Here is a 2,330-nt window from a genome sequence, read left to right as displayed (position 1 = left end):
GGCGGGGCGCTTGTCCGCCAGGTCGCGGTGGCGCGACGGGCCCTCGGAGGCGCGCGCGGCGCTCCGGGCCTCTTCCACCCGGGCCTCTTCACGCTCGGAGGTGACGAGCCGCGGACGCTGCGAGGTGCGGATGTCCTCCTTCGAGTCCTCCGTGTACTCGAAGTGGAACAGGCGCTTGATGACCAGCGTGGCGTACGCGCCCGGGGGCAGCGTGAAGGCCACGTTGACCTTGATGTCGCCCCGGTTCACGTCGTCGTGCTGCGTGCGGCCCACGACGAGCTTGTGCGGGAACATCACCAGCGGGCGCTGCTCCTCCTTGAAGTAGAGCATCCGCTCCGCGCCCTTGATGCGCAGGTCCGGAAGCTTCAGCTTCTCCTTGCCCAGCACCCACGCCATGGCCTCCGCCACCTTCGGGTCCTCGAAGGTGGAGTCCGGCCCCACGAGCGGGAAGGTCTTCTCGCGCAGCGTCTGCAGCACGTCCGGAGGCGCGTCCCGGAAGTGCAGCAGGGTGCCGGCCTGGTAGCGCATGGGGAACATGGCCTCGCGCGGCAGCATCAGCTGGAGGTAGCGCCGGACGCCCTCGTTCCAGAGGAAGCTCTGGTACTCGAAGAGGATCATCGCCCGGTAGTCCGAGTCGATCTGCAGGAACGCGCGGAGCCAGTCGCCCGGGTGGTCGCGCAGGGAGCGCAGGATGCGGTGGTACTTCTTCGCGCCCTCGAAGGGCACGCGCGCGTCCCAGCGGCCCCAGTTGTCGCGCCAGAAGCCCTTCACCTTGGCGTCCTCGGTGCGGTCCAGGTCCGAGGGGCGGGCGAAGTAGTTGTGCAGCGCGGCCTCGAAGTCGCCCCGGATGAGGTCCTTGGCGATGAAGCCCTGGCCGTGCTTGAGCGCGCCGAAGCGCTGGCTGTCGAAGTAGTTCACCACGCCCAGCCGGTTCACCTCCGCGGCGGCCAGGTTCAGTGGTGCCAGCGAGTCGTGCGTCAGGGCGCGCACGGTGACGGAGAAGCGGTTGGAGGTGATGTTGCGCGCGGACAGCGGCTTGTCCGTCCGGCCCAGGAACTTCAGGCGCAGGTCGGGCTCCTGCATGTCCACGTCCGCGCCGTCCACGGCGATGATCTGCTCCGTACGGCCCTGCTTGTCCTTCAGGCCGCAGTAGCTGATGGCGCCGGGCTTGAGGCCGAACGCGTCACGGATACGGTTCACCGCGTCGAACGTGGACAGCTTCTGCTTGTCCATCAGGTAGACGCGATGCTTGCCGCTCTCGACTTCGTCGAAGCGGTAGGACTCCTTCACGGAGAAGTCCTCGGGTTTTTGCTTGATTCGCACGACAGCCCCCTTACCAGCGTGGACGCGCGGATAGAAGCGTTCGCGCCTGAAATGGGCATAACCTGCAACCCCATGAGAAACCTTCCCGTCCTGCTCCTGCTGGGGCTCGCTGGCCTCGCCGTGGGGTGCGCGACCCCCCTTTCCACGATGCAGACGGCGAAGACGCTCTCCCCCGGGCAGGTCCAGGTGACGGGCAGCATGGGCGTGTTCGTCCCGGTGGGGACGCTGGGGTCGGTGGTGGACGTGGGCATCGACCAGGGGCGGGCGGCGAAGCGGGCCATTGAAAACGACGAGCCCTACACCCTCACGGAGGAGGACCAGCAGCGCCTGCTGACGGCGGGCCTGGCCCTGGTGGTGGCCCCGCCGGGCGTCAACCCGGAGCTGATGGTGCGGGTGGGGCTCCTGGACGGGTTCGACGTGGGCGGGCGCTACAACGGCAACGCGCTGAGGTTCGACGGCAAGGTGCGCCTGGCCCACGGCGGTCCGGGGCCGCGCCGCTCCTATGACCTGGCGGTGGGGCTGGGGGTGTCCAAGTACCTGTTCTCCGGGGCGGTGATGGACGTCCTGGAGGTGGTGCAGCTGGGGGACTTCAGCCGGACCGACGTGGAGGTGCCGGTGTACCTGAGCGCCGAGTACGGCGACGTGTTCAAGCTCTACGGCGCCCCCAAGTACGTCTTCAGCCACACCTCGCTGGACGCCCAGCTGGTGGACTTCTCCCAGCAGGGCAAGCCGGTGACGGGCTTCGACGCGAGCCTGCCGTCCACCGTGAACAGCCACTTCGTGGGCTCCACGGTGGGCATCGCGCTGGGCTACAAGTACGTGCACTTCTACGCGGAGCTCACCGGGGGCTACGTCTTCTGCAACCCCGTCATCTTCGGGCAGAAGCGGGACCTGGGCGGGATGACCTTCCTGCCGGCCATTGGCCTGGGCTTCCGGGCGCCCGAGCGCCGTCCGCCCGCGTCAGCGGCCCCCGCCGCCCCGGGAACCGTGGCCCCGCCGTCCCCATG

2 protein-coding genes are annotated in these 2,330 nt (G+C 68.8%); one reads left to right on the top strand and one right to left on the bottom strand.

Features of this window, described 5'->3' with window-relative positions:
* On the bottom strand, positions 1-1,323 hold a 1,323-nt coding region (gene truD, locus D7W81_RS40920; RefSeq protein ID WP_244227791.1), incomplete at its 3' end, for a tRNA pseudouridine(13) synthase TruD.
* Positions 1,324-1,395: 72 nt separating this feature from the next.
* Here truD and D7W81_RS40915 point away from each other — a divergent pair.
* The coding region (locus D7W81_RS40915) for a DUF1778 domain-containing protein (protein ID WP_244227790.1) at positions 1,396-2,330 on the top strand (935 nt) is incomplete at its 3' end.

The organism is Corallococcus aberystwythensis, from assembly GCF_003612165.1.
In the GTDB taxonomy this organism is placed as follows: Bacteria; Myxococcota; Myxococcia; order Myxococcales; family Myxococcaceae; genus Corallococcus; species Corallococcus aberystwythensis.
This window is presented reverse-complemented; position numbering and strand designations above follow the sequence as displayed.